This is a genomic window from Streptomyces sp. NPDC051105 (genome assembly GCF_040682795.1).
Lineage (GTDB): Bacteria > Actinomycetota > Actinomycetes > Streptomycetales > Streptomycetaceae > Streptomyces.
Genome location: NZ_JBFBBR010000018.1, coordinates 151889 through 174303 on the forward strand (window position 1 = coordinate 151889; position 22415 = coordinate 174303).

At 72.3% G+C, this 22415-nt stretch carries 23 protein-coding genes; 8 read left to right on the top strand and 15 right to left on the bottom strand.

Annotated features, from left to right (window positions below; genetic code table 11):
* Positions 1-1662, bottom strand: coding sequence for an acyl-CoA dehydrogenase family protein (locus AB0N16_RS34945; protein ID WP_365803866.1), 1662 nt, complete (start codon positions 1660-1662; stop codon positions 1-3).
* A gap of 71 nt (positions 1663-1733) precedes the next feature.
* Here AB0N16_RS34945 and AB0N16_RS34950 point away from each other — a divergent pair, with 71 nt between their 5' ends.
* Positions 1734-2489, top strand: coding sequence for a PaaX family transcriptional regulator C-terminal domain-containing protein (locus tag AB0N16_RS34950; RefSeq protein WP_365803868.1), 756 nt, complete (start codon positions 1734-1736; stop codon positions 2487-2489).
* A gap of 256 nt (positions 2490-2745) precedes the next feature.
* Here the strand turns inward: AB0N16_RS34950 and AB0N16_RS34955 are convergent, their stop codons facing one another.
* The gene (locus tag AB0N16_RS34955; protein WP_365803870.1) at positions 2746-3540 is read right to left on the bottom strand and encodes a pectate lyase; all 795 of its coding nucleotides are present in this window, start codon (positions 3538-3540) and stop codon (positions 2746-2748) included.
* 392 nt (positions 3541-3932) lie between these two features.
* On the opposite strand from AB0N16_RS34955, the gene AB0N16_RS34960 reads away from it, so the two are divergent.
* A complete protein-coding gene (locus tag AB0N16_RS34960) occupies positions 3933-5195 on the top strand; it encodes a PHB depolymerase family esterase (protein ID WP_365803918.1) in 1263 nt (420 codons plus the stop codon).
* Positions 5196-5233: 38 nt separating this feature from the next.
* Positions 5234-6550 carry an SGNH/GDSL hydrolase family protein gene (locus tag AB0N16_RS34965; RefSeq protein ID WP_365803872.1) on the top strand — a complete coding sequence of 439 codons (1317 nt, stop codon included), beginning with the start codon at positions 5234-5236 and terminating at the stop codon, positions 6548-6550.
* A 109-nt stretch (positions 6551-6659) separates the two neighbouring features.
* On the opposite strand, the gene AB0N16_RS34970 is transcribed toward AB0N16_RS34965, so the two are convergent.
* The gene (locus AB0N16_RS34970; RefSeq protein WP_365803874.1) at positions 6660-7376 is read right to left on the bottom strand and encodes an NAD(P)-binding domain-containing protein; all 717 of its coding nucleotides are present in this window, start codon (positions 7374-7376) and stop codon (positions 6660-6662) included.
* Between the two features lie 19 nt (positions 7377-7395).
* Positions 7396-8427, bottom strand: a complete 1032-nt coding sequence (locus tag AB0N16_RS34975) for an LLM class flavin-dependent oxidoreductase (RefSeq protein ID WP_365803876.1) — start codon at positions 8425-8427, stop codon at positions 7396-7398.
* A 238-nt stretch (positions 8428-8665) separates the two neighbouring features.
* On the opposite strand from AB0N16_RS34975, the gene AB0N16_RS34980 reads away from it, so the two are divergent.
* On the top strand, positions 8666-9655 hold the full coding sequence (locus tag AB0N16_RS34980; protein ID WP_365803878.1) for a pirin family protein: 990 nt from the start codon (positions 8666-8668) through the stop codon (positions 9653-9655).
* Here AB0N16_RS34980 and AB0N16_RS34985 read toward each other — a convergent pair.
* Positions 9624-9755: a hypothetical protein gene (locus AB0N16_RS34985; RefSeq protein ID WP_365803880.1), complete on the bottom strand. Its 132-nt coding sequence runs from the start codon at positions 9753-9755 to the stop codon at positions 9624-9626. The two genes, AB0N16_RS34980 and AB0N16_RS34985, sit on opposite strands and share 32 nt — an antisense overlap.
* 137 nt (positions 9756-9892) lie before the next feature.
* On the opposite strand from AB0N16_RS34985, the gene AB0N16_RS34990 reads away from it, so the two are divergent.
* Complete coding sequence (locus tag AB0N16_RS34990) at positions 9893-10360, top strand: MarR family winged helix-turn-helix transcriptional regulator (RefSeq protein ID WP_365803882.1); 468 nt, start codon at positions 9893-9895, stop codon at positions 10358-10360.
* Positions 10361-10488: 128 nt separating this feature from the next.
* Here AB0N16_RS34990 and AB0N16_RS34995 read toward each other — a convergent pair whose 3' ends face one another.
* On the bottom strand, positions 10489-11838 hold the full coding sequence (locus tag AB0N16_RS34995; protein WP_365803884.1) for a nucleobase:cation symporter-2 family protein: 1350 nt from the start codon (positions 11836-11838) through the stop codon (positions 10489-10491).
* Positions 11839-11964: 126 nt separating this feature from the next.
* Positions 11965-13308 (bottom strand): FAD-dependent oxidoreductase, encoded by a 1344-nt coding sequence (locus AB0N16_RS35000; RefSeq protein WP_365803886.1) that lies wholly within the window; start codon positions 13306-13308, stop codon positions 11965-11967.
* A gap of 184 nt (positions 13309-13492) precedes the next feature.
* Between AB0N16_RS35000 and AB0N16_RS35005 the strand changes: the two genes are divergently transcribed.
* The gene (locus AB0N16_RS35005; RefSeq protein WP_365803888.1) at positions 13493-14032 is read left to right on the top strand and encodes a DUF6214 family protein; all 540 of its coding nucleotides are present in this window, start codon (positions 13493-13495) and stop codon (positions 14030-14032) included.
* Between the two features lie 9 nt (positions 14033-14041).
* Here the strand turns inward: AB0N16_RS35005 and AB0N16_RS35010 are convergent, their stop codons facing one another.
* The 6 genes from AB0N16_RS35010 to AB0N16_RS35035 all read right to left on the bottom strand — a co-directional run bounded on the left by AB0N16_RS35010 (position 14042) and on the right by AB0N16_RS35035 (position 18363).
* Complete coding sequence (locus AB0N16_RS35010; RefSeq protein ID WP_365803890.1) at positions 14042-14704, bottom strand: helix-turn-helix domain-containing protein; 663 nt, start codon at positions 14702-14704, stop codon at positions 14042-14044.
* Positions 14705-14841: 137 nt separating this feature from the next.
* Entirely contained in the window at positions 14842-15564 is a 723-nt protein-coding gene (locus AB0N16_RS35015; protein WP_365803892.1) for an HAD-IA family hydrolase, read from the bottom strand.
* A gap of 52 nt (positions 15565-15616) precedes the next feature.
* Positions 15617-15967, bottom strand: coding sequence for a twin-arginine translocation signal domain-containing protein (locus tag AB0N16_RS35020; RefSeq protein WP_365803894.1), 351 nt, complete (start codon positions 15965-15967; stop codon positions 15617-15619).
* Between the two features lie 96 nt (positions 15968-16063).
* A complete protein-coding gene (locus tag AB0N16_RS35025; RefSeq protein WP_365803896.1) occupies positions 16064-16732 on the bottom strand; it encodes a phosphatase PAP2 family protein in 669 nt (222 codons plus the stop codon).
* Positions 16733-16787: 55 nt separating this feature from the next.
* Positions 16788-17723, bottom strand: coding sequence for a M56 family metallopeptidase (locus AB0N16_RS35030; RefSeq protein ID WP_365803898.1), 936 nt, complete (start codon positions 17721-17723; stop codon positions 16788-16790).
* 94 nt (positions 17724-17817) lie between these two features.
* A complete protein-coding gene (locus tag AB0N16_RS35035) occupies positions 17818-18363 on the bottom strand; it encodes a DUF5134 domain-containing protein (protein WP_365803900.1) in 546 nt (181 codons plus the stop codon).
* A gap of 198 nt (positions 18364-18561) precedes the next feature.
* On the opposite strand from AB0N16_RS35035, the gene AB0N16_RS35040 reads away from it, so the two are divergent.
* Together AB0N16_RS35040 and AB0N16_RS35045 are read left to right on the top strand one after the other, a co-directional pair.
* Positions 18562-20214, top strand: coding sequence for an FUSC family protein (locus AB0N16_RS35040; RefSeq protein WP_365803902.1), 1653 nt, complete (start codon positions 18562-18564; stop codon positions 20212-20214).
* Entirely contained in the window at positions 20211-20771 is a 561-nt protein-coding gene (locus tag AB0N16_RS35045) for a MarR family transcriptional regulator (protein ID WP_365803904.1), read from the top strand. The genes AB0N16_RS35040 and AB0N16_RS35045 overlap by 4 nt, the downstream gene beginning before the upstream one ends.
* Positions 20772-20865: 94 nt before the next feature.
* Here AB0N16_RS35045 and AB0N16_RS35050 read toward each other — a convergent pair whose 3' ends face one another.
* Entirely contained in the window at positions 20866-21630 is a 765-nt protein-coding gene (locus tag AB0N16_RS35050) for a VOC family protein (RefSeq protein WP_365803906.1), read from the bottom strand.
* A 78-nt stretch (positions 21631-21708) separates the two neighbouring features.
* Positions 21709-22101 (bottom strand): VOC family protein, encoded by a 393-nt coding sequence (locus AB0N16_RS35055; protein ID WP_365803908.1) that lies wholly within the window; start codon positions 22099-22101, stop codon positions 21709-21711.
* Positions 22102-22415 lie beyond the last annotated feature (314 nt).

Here is a 22415-nt window from a genome sequence, read left to right on the forward strand (position 1 = left end):
TCAGCTCCCGCCAGGCAGCGCCCGCTCCAGGATCGCGTCGAGGCCGGTCCCGGCCGGCAGCGTGCCGAACGCGTACCCCCAGTCGCCGCCGAGCCGGGTCGCGCAGAAGGCGTCCGCGACGGTGGTCGGCGCGTGCCGGACCAGCAGGGAGGCCTGCAGGGCGAGCGCCATCCGCTCGACCAGCCGGCGGGCACCCACCTGATCGGTTTCCGCCCATTCGGTCTTCAGCCGGGTCACGGTGGCGTCCAGCCGGGTGTCCGCCCCGCGCGCGTGGGCGAGTTCCCCGAACAGGGCGTCGGCGGCGCCGGGTTCACGGGCGAGCGCCCGCAGCACGTCGAGCGCGTTGACGTTGCCGGAGCCCTCCCAGATCGACAGCAGGGGCGCCTCGCGGTAGTGGCGGGGCATACCGGAGTCCTCGACGTAGCCGTTGCCGCCCAGGCACTCCAGGGCCTCGGCGGTGAAGGCCGGCCCGCGCTTGGTGACCCAGTACTTGCCGACGGCGGTCGCGATCCGCCGGAAGGCCCGCTCCTGTTCGTCCCCGCGCACCGCACGGTCGGCGGCGCCGGCCAGCCGCAGCGTGAGCGTGGTCGCGGCCTCCGACTCCAGCGCCAGGTCGGCCAGAACGTTGCGCATCAGCGGCTGGTCGACGAGCCGCGCGCCGAACGCGCTGCGGTGGCGCACATGGTGACCGGCCTCCACGAGCGTCTTGCGCATCAGGGTCGCCGAGTTCATCACACAGTCCAGCCGGGTGCAGTTGACCATCTCGATGATGGTCTTCACACCCCGCCCCTCGGCCCCGACGAGCCAGGCCACCGTGCCGTCGAACTCCGGCTCGGAGGACGCGTTCGACCGGTTGCCGAGCTTGTCCTTGAGCCGCTGGATGCGGAACGCGTTACGGCTGCCGTCCGGCAGCACCCGCGGCACGAGGAAGCACGACAGGCCGCCCGGTGCCTGCGCCAGCACCAGGAAGACGTCGCACATCGGCGCCGACGTGAACCACTTGTGCCCGCGCAGGGTGTAGACGCCCGGCTCGGCGGTGGGCGTGGCCGCCGTGGTGTTGGTCCGTACGTCCGAACCGCCCTGCTTCTCGGTCATCCCCATCCCGGCGAGCAGCCCGGGCTTCTCGGTCGGCACCCGCAGCTCCGGGTCGTACTCCCGGCTGGTCAGCAGCGGTTCGTACACCTTGGCCAGCTCCGGTGTGGCGCGCAGCGCGGGTACGGCCGCATAGGTCATCGAGATGGGGCAACCGTGGCCGGATTCGGTGTGCCCCCACACCAGCCCGCCGGCCGTCCGCGCGACGTGGGCGCCGGGTCGGCCGTCCGCCCAGGCCGCCCCCGCCAGCCCCTCGGCCACCGCCGTCCGCATCAGGTGATGCCAGCTGGGGTGGAAGTCGACCTCGTCGATCCGGTTGCCGTACCGGTCGTGGCTGCGCAGCTCCGGCTCGTGCCGGTTGGCCAGCTCGCCCCACTCCTGTGCCTCCGCGCTCCCGGCCCGCGCCCCGAGCCGCCGGATCCCCTCCTCGGCCCACTCGGCGCCCTCCCGGCGCAGCCCCTCGAGGAGGGCCGGGTCGTCGGAGGCGTCGTAGGGGGCGAGCGGCGGTGGCTGGTTGGTGACGTCGTGCGTGGCGTACTGCGGCTGCGGAAGCGCGGCGGTCGAGTCCATACCTCCATGTTGCACTCTTCCTACGGCTGTAGCAATGTTGCAATATCAAGCCGCCCGTACAGTACGTGACCATGCGCATGAACGTGTCCGCCGAGCCCGCCGGCGTCGACCTGCGGCCGCTGTCCGCCCGGTCGGTCGTGCTGAGCCTGCTGCTGGGCACGCATCCGCCGCGGCTGCCGGTGAAGGACCTGATCCGCCTCGTGGAGCCGTTCGGGGTCGGCGGCTCCGCGCTACGGGCCGCGCTCAGCCGGATGACGGCGGCCGGCGACCTGCGCCGTACCGACGACGCCGTCTACGCACTCAGCGACCGGCTCCTGGACCGCCAGCGCCGCCAGGACGAGGCGGTACGGCCCCGCACGCGCGCGTGGGACGGCGACTGGGAGATGCTGATCATCACGACCACGGGCCGCGGCCCCGCCCAGCGCGCGGACCTGCGTACCCGCCTGACCTCCCTCCGCCTGGCCGAACTCCGCGAGGGCGTCTGGCTCCGCCCGGCGAACCTGGCCAGACCGCTTCCCGACGACGTGCTGGAGATCGCCGAGTCCTGCACGGCCCGCCCGTCCCGTCCCGCCCCCGAACTGGCCGCCCACCTCTGGCCGTTGACCGCCTGGGCCACCACCGCCCGCGCCCTGCTGGCCCACGCGGCCGAATCCCTCCGCGCAGCCGACCGCTTCACGCTCTTCGCGGCGGCGGTACGCCACCTGCTGGCCGACCCGGTGCTGCCCCCGGAACTCCTGCCCGCCGACTGGCCGGGCGACGAACTGCGCACCGCGTACGCGCACTACCGGGCGGAACTGGGCGAGTCTGCGGGATACCTGGCCGACTGACATCGCCGGAATGCGACGTCCGGCCCTTGGGCGTCTTGCAGGACCGGATACCCCACCGGATGTTGTGCGCCCCCCGGCTTGCGCCCTGCCCGACGCCTTCGACGGGCACTCGTCGCGTCGGTGGAGAGCGAGCCGTACGGGGCGACCCTGTGCGGCGGCCTGGTAAGGCGCCTCGACGTCGTGCGGTTGCGCGTGACCGAGGCCTTTCGACGGGGCCGCCGCCTCCGCGACGGGGCGACGGCCCCACCGCCCGGTCTCACTTGTAGGTGATGTCCGAGCTCGCGTACTTGCAGTACGTCCCGTCCGGCCCGCTTCCGTTCGTGGGCGGCTCCGCGCCCGTGTTGTTGCCGATGTACTTCTGGCACGGAACGATCTTCTTGCTGCTGTCCCCGACGATCGTGATGTTCTTCAGCGTCGCGCTGTCGCCGTAGTTGGTGTTGATCCCGACGAGCGCGCTGCCCTTGTAGGTCGCCTCGATGGTGTTGAGGTTGATCGTGCGCTTGTACTGCGTGGAGCAGTTGCCGCACGAGCGGACCAGCTTGCCGAAGTTCTGCACGGCGAAGTTGGACACGTTGAGCGTCCCGGCACCGTTGAACTGGAAGACCTTGTCGCTGGCTTCCTTCGCGCCGCCGCCGGAGACGGTGTAGACGTTGGACGAGGAGGAGCCGCGGAAGGTCGCCGCGTCCTCGCCGACGTCTTCCCACCACACGTTCTGCAGGGTGCAACCGCCCTCGCAGTGGATACCGTCCGCGGCGGGCGCGCCGATGATGACGTTCTTCAGGACCGTGCCGGCCGCCAGGTCGAGGATCGGGTCCTGGTCCTCGCTCTGGCCACCGCTGCCCAGGTCGCCGCTGCCGTACAGGCGCAGCATCCCGTAGTCCTTCGTGCCCGACAGCTTGATGGTCGCGGTGACGGCCTGGCTGCCGCTCGCGGTCGGCCAGGTGGCCGCGTCCGCCTGAGCTCCGTTAGTCATGATCATGCCAAGCGAGAGTCCGAAAGCGGCCAGCCCGCCCGCCAGTGCCCGCGCACTGGTTCGTGCTCGTGAAGTCATGTCCCGTATGCCTTCTGTCGAGTGGGGGGTCCTTCTGGGGGTTCGACGCATGGACGTGTACATGAATGATGTCCATCACGCAGAACGGCAGATAGAGACACCTGCCCGGATGAACCCGCTCGCGGGCCAGCCGGTCACGGTGCTGAACGGAACGTAGGATGCAAGCGCTTTCTAGTCAACGCTTCGCGCGACATCCGTTCCTGTCAGGCCCTCGACTCCGGAAGTCGCGTGGGAGCGCTTCCATGGCGGCCATGTCCATGCCACGATGCCAGGGGATCCCCGCACGACGCCGCACCGAGCCGCGATCAGAAAGGGACAACGACGTGCCCCCCACCCCCGGCGCCCCCCTCGACGCACCGCGCACCCGTCCGCGTCCGGCCCTCCTCGCCCTGCTGTGCGCGCTGCTGGTGCTGCCGCTGCTCGCACTGACGGCCGCCTCCGCGCCCGCCGCCTCGGCCCGCACCGCCGCCGTCCCCACGGCGACCCTCACCGAGGTCACCGGCTTCGGCGAGAACCCCAGCAACCTGCAGATGTACGTCTACGTGCCGAACAGCGTGACCGCGCACCCGGCCGTCGTGGTCGCCGTGCACTGGTGCGGCGGTTCCGCCTCCGCCATGTACTCCGGGACCGAATGGGCCGCGCTCGCCGAGCAGTACGGCTTCGTCGTCGTGTACCCGTCGGTGACCCGCGCCAGCAAGTGCTTCGACGTCTCCTCGCCCCAGGCCCTGAAGCACGGCGGCGGCAGTGATCCGGTCGGCATCAGGTCGATGGTCGACTGGGTGAGCGCCCACTACGCCGCCGACACCGGCAGGGTCTTCGCCACCGGCATCTCCTCCGGCGCGATGATGACCAACGTCCTGCTCGGCGACTACCCGGACGTGTTCGCGGCGGGCGCCGCCTTCTCCGGCGTCCCGTTCGCGTGCTTCGCGACCACCGACGGCTCCGAGTGGAACAGCGCCTGCTCCGGCGGCACCATCGGCCACACCCCGCAGGAATGGGGCGACCTGGTGCGCGCCGCCTACCCCGGCTACACCGGCCCCCGGCCACGGATGCAGCTCTGGCACGGCACCGAGGACACCACCCTCTCCTACGCCGACTTCGGCGAGGAGATCAAGCAGTGGACGAACGTCCTGGGCGTGAGCCAGACGCCGGCGGCCACGGACAGTCCCGTCGGCGGCTGGACCCGCACCCGCTACGGCGCCACCGGTGACCAGGCCCCCGTCGAGGCGATCAGCCTCCAGGGCGTCGGCCACAGCCTCTACTCCTACGGCATGGCCGCCCGCGCCCTCACCTTCTTCGGCCTCGACAGCGGCGGCACCGTACCCCAACCGCCCGCCGGCGCCTGCCGGGTGACGGTCACCACCAACGCCTGGAACACCGGCCTGACCGCCGCCGTGACCCTCACCAACACCGGTACCACGACGGTCAACGGCTGGCAGCTCGATTTCACCCTCCCCGCCGGCCAGACCATCACCAACGGCTGGAACGCCACCTACAGCCCCGCGTCCGGGACGGTGACGGCGAGCAACGTGTCGTACAACGCCACGATCGCGCCGAACGCGAGCGTGAGCATCGGCTACCAGGCCGGTCACACCGGCAACAGCGCGGCCCCCACCGCGTACACCCTCAACGGCACCACCTGCACGGTCAGTTGACGACTGCCTCGCCGCCGTCCCTCGTCAGGAAGGTCCCCGTGAAGCCGCAGCCCGGCAGAACACCGCTCGCCACGCTCCTCAGCGCCTGCGTTCTCGCCCTCGCCCTGGTCGTGACCGTCACGGCCGTCACCGCGCTGGTCCGCGGTCCCCGGCAGGCCGGCGCGCGGCCGGACCGGGGCAGCCACTGGGTGAACACCTGGACCGGCATGCCGCAGCTCACCGAGGCCGGCAATCTGCCGCCCGCGCCCTTCACGGGGGAGAGGTCGGTGCTTGCCGACACCACCCTGCGCCAGACCGTCCGCGTCACCACCGGCGGCCATCGGCTGCGGCTGCGCTTCTCCAACGCCTACGGCGACACCCCGCTCCCCCTCACCTCGGTGACCGTCGCGCTGCCGCGGGACGGCCGGGCTGGGGTCAGCGCGATCGTGCCCGGCAGCCTCCACCCGGTGACGTTCTCGGGCCGTACCGCGACCGTCGTCCCCGTCGGCGCCCAGGTCGTCTCCGATCCCGTCGGCTTCGAGCTGGCCCCCGGATCCAACCTCTCCGTCACCGCCTACACCGCGCAGGGCCAGCCCGATCTGGCACTCACCTCCCACCCGGGTTCGCGCACCACGTCGTACCTCGTCAACGGCGACCACACCCGGGACACGGACCTGAACGGCGCCGCCTCGGCCGACCACTGGTATCTGCTGAGCGACGTCGAGGTGGCGGCGCCGGCCGCGACCCGGGCCGTGGCCGTGCTCGGTGACTCGCTCACCGACGGCCGGGGGTCCACGACCAACGGCAACGACCGCTGGCCCGACCAGTTCTTCGACCGCCTCCAGGCCCGATCCGCCACCTCGGACATCGCGGTCCTCAACCAGGCGGCCGGCGGCAACCGAGTCCTCAACGACGGTCTCGGCCCCAATGTCCTGGCCCGCCTCGACCGGGACGTCCTGTCCCGCAGCGGGGTCTCCTGGCTGATCGTCTTCGAGGGCGTCAACGACATCGGCACCGCCGCCGCCACCCCGGACGCCCAGCGCGCCGTCACCGACGACCTGATCGCCGCCTACCGGCAGATCGTGGTCCGCGCCCACGCCCAGGGCATCCGGGTCTACGGCGCCACCCTGCTGCCCTTCGGCGGCAACGCGTACGACGACGGAGCGGACGTGCGCGAGGTGGCCCGGCAGCGGGTCAACGCCTGGATCCGCGGCCATTTCGACGCCGTGATCGACTTCGACCGGGTGGTACGGGACCCGGTCGATCCGAGCCGGCTGCGGGCCGACCTCCAGGTGGGGGACTGGCTGCACCTCAACCCGGCTGGGTACGGGGCGCTGGCGGGGGCGGTGCCGACGGAACTGTTCCTCCGTGGCTGACGCATCGCGAGCGTCCGGCACCCCTGCCGGGCCGCGCCACCAGGTCCGCCGAGGCCCGACGGCCGGTGCCGTCCTGACCACGGCGGCCGGTGGTCAGGCCGCGTGGTGGTCAGGCCGCGTCTTCACTCCGTGCCGAAGCCGCGGTCCGCGCGCTGATCACCGCCCGTCCTCGCTCCGATGCCGAGAAGCGGTCGAGCATCGCACGCAGTTCTTCGGCGCCGACGTCGGCGCCGAAGGGCTCGGTGCCCGGTTCGAGTCGTACTCCTTCGGCGAGCGGGCCGGCGACGACGGGAGTGAATCCGAACGCGTCGACGAGGCCGGCCACGGTGGCGAGGTCGTCGGGATCGTCGCCGGCGATCGCGATCGCCTTGCGATCCGGGGTTCCCCCGGGCCGAGCCCCGTCCTCCAGGTCGTGGTAGCCCATGTGGTTGAACGCCTTGACCACGCGTGCCCCGGTCAGGTACGCCTGCACGGTCTCGCTCGAAGAGGTGAGCGGGTCGGTGAGGTCCTCGCGGCTGCCGTCGACCTCCCACCAGTAGTTCATCGCGTCGACGACGAGTTTGCCGCGCAGGGCGTCGGCGGGCACGCTGCGGTACTTGCCGAGCGGAAGGGCCAGGATGACGGCATCCGACCCCGCCGCGGCCTCGGCGGCGGTCACCGGGACCGCGCCGGGGGTGAGGACCTCGACGGTGAGGGCGATCTCGGCGGGGTCGCCCGATCCCGCGATGAACACGCGGTAGCCGGCGGCCAGGGCCAGGCGGGCCAGCACGGTGCCGACCTTTCCGGCACCCAGGATGCCGACGGTGCGGACGGTGGTGGCGGGCATCTCTTCTCCGTTCCTGGCGTCAGCCCGCGAGGAGGTCGCGGACCATCGGGATGACCTTGGTGCCGTACAACTCGACCGCGCGCAGGCGAGCGCTGATCGACTGCGCGCCCGTGGTGTAGATGAGGTCGAAACGGCCGACACCGAGTGCTTTGATCGCGCGGGCCATCTTGCGGGCGACCGTCTCCGGCGACCCGATGTAGAGGGAGCCGCGCTCGATCTCGGCCTCGTACTCCTCCTTGCGGATCGGCGGCCAGCCCCGCAGTGAGCCGATGCGGTCCCGGATGACCTTGTAGTGCCGCCAGTGCGCTTCCTTGGCCTCCTCGTCCGTGTCGGCGATGAAGCCGGGCGAGTGCATGCCGACCGGATGAGCGGTCGTGCCGAACTGATCGGTGGCGCGCTGGTAAAGGTCGATGTACGGCGTGAAGCGTTCCGGGGAGCCGCCGATGATGGCGATCATCAGCGGGAAGCCGTAGCGTGCGGTGCGGATCACCGACTGGGGTGAACCTCCGACACCGACCCAGGTGCTCAGGTGCCCGGACTCGGTCTTGGGAAAGACGTCGGCGTCCTCGAGCGGTGCCCGCTTGGTGCCGCTCCAGGTGACTGGCTTCTCCTCGAGCAGCTTGGCGAAGAGCTCGATCTTCTCCTCGAACAGCACGTCGTAGTCGGCGAGGTCGTAGCCGAAGAGCGGGAACGACTCGGTGAAGGAGCCACGGCCCAGGATGACCTCGGCCCGGCCGTTCGAGAGGGCGTCCACGGTCGCGAACCGCTGGAACACCCGGACCGGGTCGTCGGAACTCAGCACGGTCACGCCGGAGGACAGGCGGATGCGGCTGGTGCGGGTCGCGATGCCGGCGAGGACGGTCTCCGGGGTCGAGATCGCGAACTCCGGGCGGTGGTGCTCACCGAGGGCGATGACGTCGACGCCGGTCTCCTCCGCGAGGACGGCCTCGTCGAGGACCTGCCGGATGGCGCGGGCGTCGGAGACCGGGTTGCCGGAGTCGTCTTCCGGCACATCGCCGAACGTGTCCAGGCCGAAGACGAGATCAGACATGGAGGGACTCCTTCGTGAGTGGTCGGTTCACCCGCGGGGCGACTTTCACCCAGGGAAATGTAGTTGACATGTCTACCAGAGTGGGAGGGTGTCGCTCCCGCGGCGCGGAGCACACCATGTCCCGCCGGCCGGTGGCCGCGGTCGAGTCCGGCCTCGATCGCAGCCCCGTGCGCCGTCTTGGCCGCCTTCATGGCATGATAGTTGATACGGCAACCAAAGTGTGCGGGAGGTGTTCCTCATGAGCAACGTGGAAACCCGGCCGGCGGAAGTGCGGTGTGGTACCCCGGTCGACGGGGACCGCCAGTCCGGAGCGCCCCGGGTCGATGTGCTGTCGGCGCGAGAGGTGCCTCTGGGCGGACCGCGCGCGCTGCTCGTGCGTCGGACGCTGCCCCAGCGGGCCCGCACGCTGATCGGGGCCTGGTGCTTCGCCGACCACTACGGCCCCGTCGATGTGACCACCGCGGGCGGCATGGACGTCGCCCCGCATCCGCACACCGGACTGCAGACCGTGAGCTGGCTGTTCAGCGGCGAGATCGAGCACCGTGACAGCCTCGGCACCCATGCCCTGATCCGCCCCGGAGAGATGAACCTCATGACCGGCGGACACGGCATCGCCCACTCGGAGGTCTCCACCCCGGGCACCACCGTCCTCCATGGGGTGCAACTGTGGGTGGCACTGCCGGGGCAGCACCGTGCCGCCGACCGGGACTTCCAGCACCACGTGCCGGAACCCGTGCGTGTCGACGGGGCGGAGATCAGGGTCTTCCTGGGCTCGCTCGCCGGCGGCGCCTCCCCGGTACGAAGCTTCACCCCACTCCTTGGAGCAGAGGTCGTTCTCGAACCGCGTGCGACGGTCACCCTCACCGTGGCGCCCGACTTCGAGCACGGCCTCCTCGTGGACAGCGGGGACGTCCGCTTGATCGACACCGTGCTGCGGCCGGCCGAGCTGGGGTACGTCCCCTGTGGCGCGGGCACCCTGACGCTGGTGAACGAGTCGGACGGCCCGGCGCGGACGATCCTGCTCGGAGGGCCACCTTTCGAGGAGGAGATCGTCATGTGGTGGAACTTCATCGGCCGGAGCCATGACGACATCGTCCGGGCCCGAGCGGACTGGGAGGCGTCGTCCGACCGCTTCGGAACCGTCGACGGCTACCCCGGGCGTCGTCTTCCCGCCCCCGCCCTGCCGAACGCCGTCATCACTCCGCGCGGGAATCCGCCCCGCCGCTGACCTCACGATCGGGTCCCAGGACGTTGCCGTGGCCGTGCAGGTACGGGAGCGGCTGGTGGTCGATCAGCGCGACGGGGCCGCTCGCCGGTGACGTGTTCATGGGATCTCCGCGGCGGTGCGGCGGGATGCCCGCGCGATCAAGTTGACACATCAACCACGCCGGTGGTGTCCCCCACGGGACGACCTTGTCGCGACAGAAAGGTTCGGTGAAATGTCAACCACGCTTACACTCCCCTCATGGGCGACAGGGTGCGTTGGTTGACGGCGGACGAGCAGCATGCGTGGCGGAGCTTCCTCCGGCTGAACGACAGGCTGCGGGGCCGGCTGTCGCGCCTGATGTCGACGGAGTCGAATGTGTCGGCCGCGGATTTCGGGGTGCTGGTCGAGCTGACGGACGCACCGGACGGGCGACGGAGGATCCTGGATCTCGCCCGGGCGCTGGAATGGGAGAAGAGCCGGATGTCCCATCACATCGCCCGCATGGTGAAGCGCGGGCTGGTGGTTCGGGACGAGTGTGCCGAGGACGGCCGCGGCGCCTTCGTGGTGATCACGGAGGAGGGGTGCGCGGCGATCGAGGCGGCCGCGCCGCGGCATGTGGAGGCGGTGCGCGAGCTGTTCCTCGACCATGTCACGCCGGCGGAGCTGCGGATGCTGGCTCAGCTTTCCGACCGCGTGGTGGAGAAACTGGACGAGGACCCGGCCTGACCGGGCCCGGCGGGTACGGCGGCCCGCGAGCGATCGACGGGCGCGGGCCGCGCGGCGCCCGACCGACGCCGCGGACGCGGAGGCCGTCCGCGCGGCGGTGAGCGGCCGGCCCGGACCCAGGCGATCTCCTACGCGGCCTTCACCGCCGGCGAGCCCGGACCCGCCTTCGCCGGAAGGTGGTTGAAGAGCAGGTTCAGGACGATCGCCGTCAGACAGCCCGCGCTGATTCCGCTGTTCATCACCGTCTGGAACCAGTCGGGGAACTTCTCGTAGATGGTCGGCACCCCCACCGGCAGCACCCCGACCGCCACCGAGACGGCCACCACGGTCAGGTTGTTGTTGCCCTTGAAGTCGACGGTCGCGAGCGTGCGCAGGCCGCTCGCCGCGACCGTCCCGAACATCACCAGGCCCGCGCCGCCGAGCACCGGTGCCGGTACGGCCGCGACCACCGCGCCCAGCTTGGGCAGCAGGCCGAGCAGGACCAGGATGCCGCCGGCCGCCGCGACCACCCAGCGGCTGCGCACCCGGGTCATGCCCACCAGGCCCACGTTCTGGGCGTACGCCGTGTACGGGAACGTGTTGAAGACACCGCCCAGGACGGTCGAGAGGCCGTCGGCACGCAGACCGTCGGAGAGGGGGCCCGGCTCGACCTTGCGGCCGGTCATCTCGCCCACCGCGATCAGGTCACCGGTCGTCTCCGTCATGGTGACCAGGGCCACCACCAGCATGGAGACGATGGCGGACGCCTTGAAGGTGGGCGTCCCGAAGTGGAACGGCGTGCTGATGCCCAGCCAGTCCGCGTCGCCGACCCCGCTGAAGTCCGTGAACCCGAACGGCACCGCCACGGCCAGGCCCACCGCTACGCCGATCAGGACCGCGATCCGGGCGAGGTAGGCGGGGGCGAACCGCTGCACGCCTACCACCACCGCGAGCACGAAGGCCGCCAGCGCCAGGTTCTTCGGCTCCCCGAAGTCCTTCGCACCGGCGCCGCCCGCCGCCCAGTTGCCCGCGACCGGCAGCAGCGAGACCCCGATGATCAGGATCACCGTGCCGGTGACCAGGGGCGGGAAGAAGCGCAGCAGCTTTCCGAAGACCGGGGCCAGCAGCATGATCGCCAGACCCGCGACGATCACCGAGCCGTAGATCGCGGGCAGACCGCCGCCCGTCGTGCCGATGAGGACCATCGGCGACACCGCCGCGAACGTGCAGCCCTGCATGATCGGCAGCCGGACGCCGAAGCGCCAGAAGCCCACGCACTGGATGAGCGTCGCGACCCCGCACACCAGCAGGTCGGCGGTGATCAGATACGCCAGATCGGCGGGCGACAGCTTCATCGCACCGCCCACGATCAGCGGGACGGCGACGGCGCCCGCGTACATCGCGAGCACGTGCTGCAGGCCGAAGGCGGCCAGTTGCCGTACGGGTGGGACCTCGTCGACGGGATGGACGGGGGAGGGGACGGCGGCGGTGGTGGACACGGGAACTCCAGAGCGGCGACGGGGACGACATCCGGTCAGGACCAGACCGTAAGCGGATTGAACAGTTTGTTGATTTCCGCGGTGTTGCCGATACGTGTCCTGCCCACCTGGTCGCGGTCGACTCCGCTACGCCCCCGACCGTGCCGCCGTCAGCAGGGAGTTCCAGTCGGCCAGCTTGACCACGCTCCGGCCGAGCCGGGCGCCGAGCGCCGCCTCGGCCTGCTCGATCGCCTGCCATCCCGTCCACGGGACCGGCTCGATGCCCGCCGAGCGCAACGCGGCGACCGGATCCTCCGGCACCTCCTTGCGCAGCAGCGCGGGTGCGTCTGCCAGGAGGGAGGTCACCGTCTCCTTGGCGTCGGACCGGTTGGTGCCGATGACGCCGGTCGGGCCGCGCTTGATCCAGCCGGCCACATAGTCACCTGGCGTGCTGAAACAGCCGTGCAGGACACGGCCGGCCTCGTGGGGCACGGTCCCGGTCTCCTCGTCGAACGGCAGCCCGTCCAGCGGTACTCCGCGATAGCCCACCGAACGCAGCACCAACTGCGCCTCGATGGTCTCGTACTGCCCGGTGCCCCGCACCCTGCCGCGTGCGTCGATCTCCGTGCGCTCGAAGAGCACCGAGCCCACCCGCCCGCCGTCGGCGAGGAGTTCGACCGGGCGCAGGAAGAAACGCAGCCAGATGCTGCGCTCCGCACCCCGGGCGCCGACACCGCCCCAGCCGCGCAGCACCTCCACGTTGCGGCGCTGGGCGGCGGGCAGCGCGGAGGGATCGGTGTAGGCCGGGTCGAGCGCCAACTCGTCCGGATCCAACAGGACTTCGGTGCCCGGCAGGCCGCCGAGCTCGCGCAGCTCCTTGGTGGTGAAGCGGGCCTGGGACGGGCCGCGCCGGCCCACCACGTGGACGTCTCTTATCCGGCTCGCGGCGAGCTCGGTCAGGGCCGCCTGCGGCATGTCGGTCGGGCTCAGTTCCGCAACTCCCCGGGCCAGCATCCGCGCCACGTCCACCGCGACGTTGCCGACCCCGATGACCACCGCTGACCGGGCGTCGCGCACGAAGCCGGTGTCGATCGCGTCCGGATGCGCGCTGTACCAGGACACGAACTCGGTCGCCGACCAGCTGCCCGGCAGCTCCTCGCCGGGGATCCCGAGCCGCCGGTCGGTGGCGGCGCCCACGCAGTACACCACCGCGTGGTACAGCTCCCGCAGCCGCTCCACCGGCAGCCCGCCCCTGCCCCCGATCCGGACCCCGCCGAGGAACCGCACCCGCTCGTGTTCGAGGACCGTGCGCAGATTGCCCTGCAGTGACTTGATCTTCTCGTGGTCCGGGGCGACTCCGTACCGCACCAGTCCGTACGGGCACGGCAGCCGGTCCAGGACGTCCACGACCACCGTGGGGTCGAGCTGGACGAGGTTCTGGGCGGTGTAGCACCCGCTCGGCCCGGAGCCGACGACGGCGACACGCAACACGGGGACTCCTTGCCCGAGGGGCTGGTGGCTCCAGCATCCCACCGGCGTGGCCGCCTCGACAGGGGCCGCTGGGGTGAAACGGACGCGTGTCCGCTCGTATGGAGTGTGATCATGCGGTTACGTTTCGTGTGTGCTGGAAGCATCCTTTCTTAATCTGTCTGATCGGCGTGCGGAGGACGGCACGGTGGCCGTGTCGCGCGCCTGGGAGGTGCAGGAGCACACCGGGGCCACGTCCTGGTTCCAGGTCAGGCTGGCCTTCGGGGACGGCGCCCAGGTCGACGCGCTCGCCGTGGTGGCCGGGGGGCGGGTGTCGATCGAGGACGTCACCGCGCGGCCGCCGCTGTCGCTGGCCGATCTGACGGTGCTCGCCGACTGGATCGAGGAACCGCTGTTCAGGGGGTGCGGGATGGAGTCGTACGCGGACGAGGAGCCCGCCGGAGAGGATCTCGAAGACGGTGCGGAAGGTGCCGTGGGCGCGGAAGGCGCGGCGGGCGCGGAAGGCGCGGCGGGCGCCGTCGGTCCGCGGCGCGCCCGGCCCGCCTGGCCGCGGGGCATCGAGGGACGGTGGCTGGTCGCCCAGGAGTACCGGGTCGCGCAGGAGAAGGGCGTCGACCCCGTCCTCGCCGTGATGTGGGCGACCGGGCACAGCCGCCGGCGGTCGCTCCGGCTCATCGCGCAGGCACGCGACGCGGGCTTTCTGACACCGCGGCACGCGCGCCGCTGACCGGGCCGGTCACTCGGAGCCGGTCCGGTCCTCCGTGGCGAAGAACCGGGACAGGTCCTGCGGCTCCGCCGCGGGTGCGGACTCCGGGGGCACGCCCAGCTCCCAGTCGAGCCCGTAGCGCTCGAACAGCTCCGCCCGCAGCACCGGGATCGGCATCGGCACCCCCGGCACCAGCGCCGCGTACACCGCACCCATCAGCAGGGCGCGCAGCATCGGGTAGTCGGCCGTGACGTCCTGTGAACCGGAGCGGGCGACGGTGTCGCCCAGCAGTTCCGACAGCCGGCGCTGCTCCGGGCACTGCACGAAGCCCTCCGCCTGGAGCAGGCCGGCCATGTGCTGGCGCATCAGCACCGGCCGGTCGCGCGTGAGACCCAGGATGGCGTCGATGGCGCGGGCCAGCCGCTCCCGGCCGTCGTCCGTCCGAGGCTCACGCTCCAGCCCCTCCTCCAGCGTGCGGTGCATCAGCCGGTGCACGGCCGACTGGACCAGCTGGCGCTTGCCGGGGAAGTAGTACGACACCAGTCCGCGCGCCGACCCGGCGCGATCGGCGATGGCACCCAGGGTGGTGGCCTCGAAACCGTGCTCGTCGACCAGTTCGACCGCGGCCTGCAGAAGCCGCTCCCGGGAACGCCTCCGCAACTCTTCATTGACCGAGGCGCTGCGAGGGGACATCCTGGAACTCCTGCGTTGACTGGCTGCCAGCCAACTATAATCGACGCAGTGGGCACCGCTCTGCGCGGGGCCTGTTCAGGGCTGCCGTCCGTCCGGGGCGACACGGGGGAGCGTCTCGGACGGACGGCTGGAACGGGTCAGGCCCGCGTGGGGGTGGCCGGTCGGCGGCCCACGCCCGCCAGGTCGAGCACCGGCAGCAGCGCGTCCGGTCGTTGGGTCACCGGCAGATGGTCCACGAAGTGCACCCGGCAGCCCAGCGCCGCCGCGCCGCCGTCGGCGGGCCTGCTGTCCCCGACCATCAGCGTCTCGGCGGGGGCGGCCCCGAGCGCCTCCAGGGCGACCGTGAAGAGCCGGGGATCCGGCTTCTGGACACCGTGTTCGTACGACAGGACGTACGCGTCCACATGCGCGTCGAGCCCGTGGGCGCGGAAGACCGGGCGCAGGTCCCAGCCGATGTTGCTGACCACGCCGACCCCGATCCCCTGCGCGCGCAGCGTCCGCAGAACTTCGGCGGCGTCCGGGTACGGCGTCCAGGCGTCCGGGGCCATGTGCCGCTCGTACAGCGCGTCGTGCAGCGCCGGGTCCGGCAGCGGCACCCGGCGGGACAGCCCGGTGTAGGCGGCCCGGTGCTGCTCCGCGCTCTCGTCGCGTACCGCCCACACCCCGGCCAGTTCCTCGGGCAGTTCCACCGGGTTCGCCCCGCCGGGCTGTGCCCCGGCCACCTCGAGCGCCCGCGCGGCGGCGGTCAACTCCGCCTCGGTGAGCCCCGTTTCGGACTCGGCGAGCACCGCCCGCAGCCAGGATTCGGTGGACTCGATACGGAAGAGGGTTCCGGAGAAGTCGAAGAGCACGGCAGCCATGCGCTGGACTTTACCCGGGCCGTGTCCAGCGCGGGCTGCCGTCGGGGGGCGTTCAGTTCAGCTTGGCGGGACTCGGGGTGCCGTAGAACGTGAGGGCCGGCCAGCCGCGGCTGACGGCGAAGTCACTGAGCAGACCGGCGAGTTCCACGGGATCGATGCGGTTGCCCGAGCCGTCCGTGGCGTTCGTGTCGACGCTGAACTTGACCGTGAGGTACAGATCGGCGTCGCCGCCCAGGTTGCTGCCGCCGCTGAAGAGCGTCCCCTGCGGGAACTGCGTCGACGCGGTCTCTGTCGCCGACTCCGCCGCCTGTGCCTGCTGCGCGGACGCCGTGGTGCCGACCACCGCGCCCGCTGCGGCCGTTCCCGAGTATCCGAGCAGGGACCGTCTGGAAACGCTGGACAAAGTACCCTCCTTCGGTGACCGAGCGGGAGTCTCCCGAGGCCGCCCGGCGATCGTAGGCAGTGGGGCCGGCGGTCGGGCCCTGAACGAGGTCGTCCGCTAGTGAGGGTGTCCCCGGCCGTCGCGCTCCCACTCGTACGCCACCACCGCGAGCGCCACCACCAGGGCCCCGAGCAGCCAGCCGCCCAGGACGTCCGAGGGCCAGTGCACGCCGAGCCACACCCGGGTCAGGCCGACGCCGACGACCGAGATCCCGGCCGCGATCAGAGCCGTACGCCACAGTGCGCGGCCGGTGCCGCAGCGGTGCAGCAGCCACAGCAGCAGGCCGCACACCACGGTGGCGGTCATGGTGTGCCCGGAGGGGAAGGCCGTGTAGTGGGCGGAGTCGACCGGGTCGGACCACTGGGGGCGCGGGCGGCCGACGGCGGCCTTCAGGGACTGCTGGGCGACCGTGCCGAGCGCGCAGGTCAGGGTCAGCCACAGGGCGGTCCGCCACGCCGAGTGCCGCCACACCAGCCACACCGCGACGCCCGCGCACACCAGGCGCATGGTCAGCGGATCCCAGACCCAGTCCGTCAGGATGCGCAGCACATGGGTGGTGCCGTGGTCCGCGACGGCCCAGCGATGGGTGGCGTCGGCGATGTCCTCGTCCAGCGCGACCAGGGGAGGCCACTCGCCGGCGACGAGGGCGAGCAGCAGCGCCGAGGAGAGGGCGAGGACGGCGGTCGCGAGAAGCGGAGCAGGACGGTCGCTGGGCGGGGGGAACATGACGTGATCTTTGCCGAATCATTGCCCGAAGGGCAATTCCCTGATGGGTACGGCTTTATCCGAGCGCGCGCAGTCCCGGCACGAGTGCCACCAGCACCGGGATCACGGGGACCAGAGCGGCCGTCGCGGTCAGCCGCAGCCGGTGCCGGGCCGGGAGTCGGTCCGGGGCGGTGAGCAACCGGTTCACACGCTGCGGGAGATGGGCGTGCCGGGCCGGGCCGGGGCCGAACACCCCCCGGTCCTCGTTGAGTTCGACCAGGGCGAGCGCGGTGGTCAGACGACCGTGCCGCCGGGACGCCATGTCGTCCGCGGCCAGTTCGACCAGCCGGTGCATCTCGTCGCGGAACGCGGCGAACACCGGGATCTGCGGAAACCCGCCCGCCAGCGCCGCCGCACAGTGCAGCAGCCAGTCGTGCCGGGCTTGGGCGTGCCCCCGCTCATGGGCGAGGACCGCGTCCAGCTGACGTCCTTTCAGTCGGCGCAACGCGGCCGTGGTCACCACGAGTTGGGGCGCGGCGCCGGGTAGCCACCAGGCGTCCGGGCGCTCGCCCTCGAGTACCACGAGCCGATCGGCGGACCGCTCCTCACCGGGCAACAGCGGTGCGCGGACCAGGAGTTCGGCCCGCCGCTGCCGGCGCCGGGCCCTGGCCCCCGCGATCTCGCGCACCAGCATCGCCCCACTCCAGAGCCCGGCGCAGGCCAGCGTCACGGCCGTCGTCGCCGCCCAGGGGCCGGTCGCGGCGAGCGGATAGGCGTCCGCGACCCCGCTCGGGGCGGTCGCGAACAACTGCCCCCGCGCCGCCTGCCAGGCCGCCGCCGCGCTCAGCGTCATCGACAGCGCACAGCACAGCAGTACGGCCGCCACCACGCACTGCCACGCCCACAGGGCGACCACCGGCTCCCGGTCCGTCCAGTCGGCCCGGGCGAGCAGCCGGGGACCGGCCACGGCCGTCAGGATGCCGAGCAGCAGCAGCGCCACGGGGACCATCATGGCCAGCACCCTATGAGGGGGGACCGCCCGGGGGTACAGCCCGTTGCGCCAAAGTGATGCAAGCAACGTGTGCGCCGCGAGAGCGGTCACCCGCTCACAGCGCCAGGAGCATGGCCACCATCCCGATTCCCATCGACAGCCGGCACGCCCGTGCCAGCTCGGGCCGGTCGCCCCATCTGGTCGTCCCGGTCCCGGCCCCCGCCACCGCGACCGGCACCAGCCGTGCACCGGACAGCAGGACATAGCCGGTGAAGTAGAGGAGCAGCAGCCCGGTCACCGCGGGGACTCCGGCGCCGCCGTGGTGGTGGCCGCCGGGGGAGGCCGCCATCGCCACCGCCATGTAGACCATCGCCGCCGCTCCCACCAGATGGTGCAGATGGTGCATGCTGCCGCGGGCGCTCCACAGGGCGCGCAGCGCGGCCGTGCCGAACACCGCCGCGTACAGCGGCCATGTCCAGACCGGTGGGGTGAAGACGGTCGCGGGCACGGCCATCGCGGCCATGCCGAACCCCATCAGCGCCTCGCCGCCCGCGGCGCGCCGCTGTTCCTCGACACTGCTGCGCATCCGTAGCAGACAGTAGGTACCGGTCGCCGCGCACAGCGCGACCAGCAGCCAGCCGGGCGAAGCCGGTCCGTGCACGCGCACCTCCCCGCTCGACGTCGCTCGATGGATGCGATGCCCCGCCCACACGGCGCGCACGCGAGCGCAAGGGTGTACACGGGGAGCACTCGGTGGAGCACAGCAGGTGAGGGGAGTCTGATCGACGGGAGCGGACGGCCGGCCGTACGGCACGTTCGAGAGTGATTTACGAGTAAAACACATGCTAAATTGATGGGCATGAGCTCCGCGACCCCGACCACCCGCCGTCTGCCCCTCGCCGGTGCGCTGCGCCTCGGCCGGCCCTCCGACATCTGGTTCAAGCCCGCCCTCAGCGTGGTCGCCGCGGTCGCCCCGCCCAACCTGACCCTGCTGGCCCTCGGCCGCCTCGACCTGGCGATGTACACGATGGCCGGATCGCTGTGCGCCCTCTACGGCCACAACCGCCCCTACCCCGCCCGCGCCCGCACCCTGGCCCGGGTCGTCCTCGGCATGACCGGCGGCCTCGCCGTCGCCCTGCTCGCCGCCTCGCTCACCACGAACGCGGTCGCCCTGGTCACCGTGGGCGCCCTGATGGCCGCCGTGCAGAAGGCGCTGTGCGACGCCACCCGGGTCGGCCCGCCCGCGAACGTGGTCCTCACCTTCATCAGCTCCGCCTCCCTGTTCGCCCCGCAAACGCTCGGCCAGATCCCCGGCCATGTCGGACTGACCCTGCTCGCGGGCGCCTGGGCCTGGCTGGTCGGCATGGCACCCGGACTGCTGCGCCCGTACGGCCCGGAGCGCCGGGCCACCGCCCAGGCCCTGAACGCCACCGCCGCCTACGCCGACACCCGCGGTGCCGGGGAGGGCCACGCCCGCGCCCGGACCGCCGCGGCCGCCGTACAGGCCGCCTGGCAGTCCCTGCTCGCCACCGGCGCCCGCACCGACCGCACCCGCCGCGCCCTCGAACACCTCGTCGTCCGCGCCGAGGTCGCCCTCGCCGCCCCCGCCGACGCCGACCCCGAGCGGCTGCGCGGCTGGGCACGCGAGCTGCGCGGCACCGGACGCGTCCCGCGGGTGGCCGGCGCCGACGACGAACTCCTCGGCGTCGACGCCGAACGCGCCGTACCGCACCGCCCGCTGTGGCACCGGCTCGGCCCGCTCGCCCCGCTCGCCGCCCGCACCGCGCTCGGCTGCGCCCTCGCCGGATACGCCTCCCTGGCCCTCGGCGTCGGCCGCCCCTACTGGGCGCTGGTCACCGCCGCCTCCCTCTACCAGGCCAACATCACCCTCACCTGGAGCCGGGGCGTCCAGCGTGTCGTCGGCAACCTCCTCGGCGTCCTGGTCTTCGCCGCCGTCGTGCCCCTCGCCCATCTGCACCCGGCCGTCCTGGTACTGAGCTGCCTCGTCCTCAACTTCGGCGCCGAGGCGCTGATCGGCCGCAACTACTGGCTCGGCAGCGTCTGCGTCACCCCGATGGCGCTGCTCATCACCGAGTTCGCCCGCACCCAGGACTCCGGGCAGCTGATCACCGAGCGGGTCCTGGACACCCTGATCGGCGCGCTCGTCGGCTTCGCCGCCGCCATCGTGGTCACCGACCGCCGGGCCGGCGACCGCATCGAACACGCCCTGGCCGCCGTCGAGCGGGCCCGGGAGGAGGCCGCCCGGCTGCTCGCCGAGCCGCACCCCGCCCCGCGCGCCCTGGAGACCGCCCGCCGCATCCTGTCCGCCGCCCTCGCCGAGCTGCGCGCCACGGCAGACGCCGCGTCCGGCGAGTGGTGGCAGCGCGCACTGCCCCAGGAGCGGGTCGTACTCGCCGAGCAGACCGGACACCGTACGCTCGCCGCGACGGTACGACGCCAGGGACCGCACTCCTGGGACGGCACGAGGACTACGGAGGACGTACGGCCATGACGGCGACCAACGGACGACCGGCGGCCGACGGCGAAGCGGACGGGGGTACGGGCAGAGACGACACGGTCGCCGCCGTCGTCCGGCAGTGGCAGGCCGTCCATCCCCAGCTGGACACCGGGCCGATGGAGGTCATCGGCCGCATCAACCGCTGCGCCGCCCTGCTCCAGCAGGCCGAGGACGCCCCGCTGCGCCGCGCGGGCCTCAGCCGCCCCGAGTTCGACCTGCTCGGCGCGCTGCGCCGCACCGGCCACGAGCTGACCCCGAGCGAGCTGGCCAAGGAGACCTTCTCCTCCGGCGCCGCCGTCACCAAACGCCTCAAGCAGCTCACCGAGCGGGGCCTGGTCGAGCGGCGCGGCGACGCCCGGGACCGGCGGGTCGCCCACCTCCGCCTCACCGAGGCGGGCCGTGACCTGGTCGACGGCATCCTGCCCGAGCAGCTGGCCTACGAGACGGCCGTGCTGTCCGTCCTGGCCCCCGACGGACAGGGCGAACTGGCCGGTCTGCTGGCCGAGTTGCTGGGACGACTGGAAGGCAGGATGGGCGCGTTGCGAGCCTGACCGCGGGATGTCACGGAGGGTACGGCGATGGCGGCAGCGCCGGCCGTCGATCCGCTGCCGACGGCCCCGGCACACCGCACGGATGACCCCCGGCTCAGCCCTTCTCCTCCGCCCGGAAGACGCCGAACACCGCGCCCCGCGGATCGGTCAGTACGGCGATACGCGGGCCGTCCGGCACCGTCATCGGCTCCGCCCGCACCACGCCGCCCGCCGCGACCGCAGCCTCGGCCGTGTCGTCCACGTCCTCGACCGCGAAGTACGGCAGCCAGTGCGGCGGCACCTCGGGCGGGAACCGGTCGCCCATGTCGGCCATCCCGCCGAACTGCTGCCCGCCGACGGCGAACTCCGTGTACCACTCGGAGGACTCGGCGCTCCAGCCGAAGACGGTGCGGTAGAAGTTCCCGGCCCGGCCGGTGTCCCGGGTCGCCAGCTCCACCCAGCCCAGCGCGCCGGGCGCGTTGAGCAGCCCGGCGCCGGGGAAGGCCCGCGCCTCCCACAGCTGGAAGGCCGCGCCGGTGGGGTCGAGGGCGACCGAGAAGCGGCCCACGTCGAAGACGTCCATCGGGCCGACGACCACCGTGCCGCCGGCCTCCTCCACCAGCCGCGCGGTCGCGTCCGCGTCGGTCACCGCGAACGACACGTTCCACGCGACCGGTTGGGACTCCTGGTACACCGGGGTGAGGGCCGCGACCGCCGCGTCCCCGAGATGCGCCACGGTGTAGCCGCCGGCCTCCTGCCGGGGATCCGTCTCCGGACGCCAGCCGAACAGCTCCGCGTAGAACCGCTTGGCGCCCTCCAGGTCGTCGGTCCCCAGCTCCGTCCAGCAGGGGCCGCCTGTCACCGGCTTGTCGAACTCCATGGCCACTCCTCCAAGGGGATCTCTCCTCCGAACGCTAGACCCCGCCACTGACAGCGGCCATCGGATCCGGGCGCGCCCTCAGATCCCCGGCCGGTACCGCATCGGATGGTCCGCCGGTACCTCCACCAGCACGATCCTGATGCCGTCCGGATCCGCGATCCACATCTCGACCAGGCCCCACGGCTCCTTCACCGGCGGACGTACGATCTCGACCCCCTTCGCCGCCAGCTCCTCGTGCGCCGCGCCGGCATCCGCGACCTGCATCCACAGCTGCACGGCGGGAGAAGCGGGCGCGTCCGAGCGCCCGGAGACCTCCAGGAAACCGCCGCCCAGGAAGTACACCGTGCCGCGCTCGGTGCCGGTGCCGAACTCGCGGTAGACGGTGAGGCCCAGCTGCTCGCCGTAGAAGGCACGGGAGCGCTCGGGATCGGTGGGGTGGACCAGGGTACGACTGCTCAGTACGTGCACCATGTAACCGGAGCGTAGCGCCAGCCGCCGTCGCCACCCGCGCCGCCCGCCACAGGCACCAATGACGCCGCACCAGGCACCCTGCACCAGGCACCCGGCACCCGGCACCCGGCACCCGGCACCCGGAGCCCGGAGCCCGGAGCCCGGAGCCCGGAGCCCGGCACCCGGCGCTCCGCGCTCCGCACCCGGGACCACCGGTCCGTCGGCGGTCGACCGGCGGCGCTAGGCCCTGTCGTCAAATTCCCGTCTGCCCCGCGACGCCATGCACGCTCCCCCACTGCCTTAAGGGCGTGGGAGGTGCCCCCACTCGCCGCACC

What these genes read in the sequence shown, in the direction of transcription:
- AB0N16_RS35025 (WP_365803896.1), bottom strand. Translation starts at nt 16,732, where the DNA reads ATGTTCCCCCCGCCCAGCGACCGTCCTGCTCCGCTTCTCGCGACCGCC.
- AB0N16_RS35055 (WP_365803908.1), bottom strand. Translation starts at nt 22,101, where the DNA reads ATGGTGCACGTACTGAGCAGTCGTACCCTGGTCCACCCCACCGATCCC.
- AB0N16_RS34945 (WP_365803866.1), bottom strand. Translation starts at nt 1,662, where the DNA reads ATGGACTCGACCGCCGCGCTTCCGCAGCCGCAGTACGCCACGCACGAC.
- AB0N16_RS35030 (WP_365803898.1), bottom strand. Translation starts at nt 17,723, where the DNA reads ATGATGGTCCCCGTGGCGCTGCTGCTGCTCGGCATCCTGACGGCCGTG.
- AB0N16_RS34970 (WP_365803874.1), bottom strand. Translation starts at nt 7,376, where the DNA reads ATGCCCGCCACCACCGTCCGCACCGTCGGCATCCTGGGTGCCGGAAAG.
- AB0N16_RS34950 (WP_365803868.1), top strand. Translation starts at nt 1,734, where the DNA reads ATGCGCATGAACGTGTCCGCCGAGCCCGCCGGCGTCGACCTGCGGCCG.
- AB0N16_RS35015 (WP_365803892.1), bottom strand. Translation starts at nt 15,564, where the DNA reads ATGGCTGCCGTGCTCTTCGACTTCTCCGGAACCCTCTTCCGTATCGAG.
- AB0N16_RS34985 (WP_365803880.1), bottom strand. Translation starts at nt 9,755, where the DNA reads ATGAACACGTCACCGGCGAGCGGCCCCGTCGCGCTGATCGACCACCAG.
- AB0N16_RS35040 (WP_365803902.1), top strand. Translation starts at nt 18,562, where the DNA reads ATGAGCTCCGCGACCCCGACCACCCGCCGTCTGCCCCTCGCCGGTGCG.
- AB0N16_RS34955 (WP_365803870.1), bottom strand. Translation starts at nt 3,540, where the DNA reads ATGACTTCACGAGCACGAACCAGTGCGCGGGCACTGGCGGGCGGGCTG.
- AB0N16_RS34975 (WP_365803876.1), bottom strand. Translation starts at nt 8,427, where the DNA reads ATGTCTGATCTCGTCTTCGGCCTGGACACGTTCGGCGATGTGCCGGAA.
- AB0N16_RS35045 (WP_365803904.1), top strand. Translation starts at nt 20,211, where the DNA reads ATGACGGCGACCAACGGACGACCGGCGGCCGACGGCGAAGCGGACGGG.
- AB0N16_RS35050 (WP_365803906.1), bottom strand. Translation starts at nt 21,630, where the DNA reads ATGGAGTTCGACAAGCCGGTGACAGGCGGCCCCTGCTGGACGGAGCTG.
- AB0N16_RS34990 (WP_365803882.1), top strand. Translation starts at nt 9,893, where the DNA reads ATGGGCGACAGGGTGCGTTGGTTGACGGCGGACGAGCAGCATGCGTGG.
- AB0N16_RS34980 (WP_365803878.1), top strand. Translation starts at nt 8,666, where the DNA reads ATGAGCAACGTGGAAACCCGGCCGGCGGAAGTGCGGTGTGGTACCCCG.
- AB0N16_RS35010 (WP_365803890.1), bottom strand. Translation starts at nt 14,704, where the DNA reads ATGTCCCCTCGCAGCGCCTCGGTCAATGAAGAGTTGCGGAGGCGTTCC.